The 1,034-nt window shown below is 49.5% G+C and carries 1 protein-coding gene; it reads left to right on the top strand.

Annotated elements, in window-relative coordinates:
- On the top strand, positions 1-1,034 hold a 1,034-nt coding region (locus KDK14_RS03785), incomplete at both ends, for a WD40 repeat domain-containing protein (RefSeq protein ID WP_257263687.1).

The raw sequence follows: 1,034 nt of genomic DNA, 5'->3' as shown, positions 1-1,034 counted from the left end.
ACTATCTGGAATTCGATGATATCCGCCAGGTAAATGCAACCTGTCTGACATTTCGGGAAGTGGTTAAGGAGTTCAATTATATTCAGGAACTGTCTTATTTTGCCCGACTTCCCCGAAGCTTTCGGGAACAGTACCAGCAAACTGCCCCGCAGCAGAAAAAAAGCCTGCACTTGCACCCATTTACCAATTCAGCACCACACAACGACAGAGTGATATCGTTCAGAAACAGGATAATAAAGAACCTCCCGCAGATGTCTGCACTGCTGTGCCTTGCCAGCCTGAGGAAGATGGAAACATGCCCGGCCTACCATCCGGTCAAGCGATATAAAGTCACGCTCCCTTCCTTTGAACCAAGGTATCTGAATTCTGACAAGACTACTCATGATGTTTGCTTCAGCCCGTCCAATCGTCATCTGTTGTTTTATGGTAGCTGTTTGAGCGACTCCCGAATGCTGGCCAGGGATGATCAGGGACAATGGGCACAAGAGCACCTGAATTGGTCCGATAACAGCAGCAGTCGGGTGATTACCAGGGCACTTTTCAGTGCTTGCACAAATCGCCTGTTCACCTGCAGCAGGGAGGGTTACGTTAATACCTTGCAGCCTGCTCACCGCTGTTGGAACGATGTCAGCAAGGTACCCTTGTCGGATCAGGCGGTCCAATTCAGCCCTTCAGGAAAATATATGGCGACCTTCAGCAGGAACTATCCGGTCATCGTCTGGCGCATGGACAAAAATAATGATTGGCTGAAAATGGAGATTTGCGGCCTCTCCCCTGGAGTAATAACTTGTGAAGTCCTGTTCAGTCCATCGGAGCAGCATCTGGCACTGCAAGGGTGGAATGAATTAACCATGTTATCCCTGAATGATCGTGGCGTTTGGTCAGCGCAGTTAATACTAGAAAAATACCATCCTATGGAGTATGCCAGATTCAGCCCAGTAGCGGATCAGCTTCTGGTCGGTATTTCCCTGACTCCTGTCAGTCCCGGACGGGTCTCAATTTTCAGCCCGGAACCATCGGGGAAATGGCAAGAG

It is taken from the genome of Endozoicomonas sp. ONNA2, from assembly GCF_024606365.1.
Lineage (GTDB): Bacteria > Pseudomonadota > Gammaproteobacteria > Pseudomonadales > Endozoicomonadaceae > Endozoicomonas.
The sequence above is the reverse complement of the archived record's forward strand: the minus strand, read 5'-3'. Positions and strand labels throughout refer to the sequence as shown.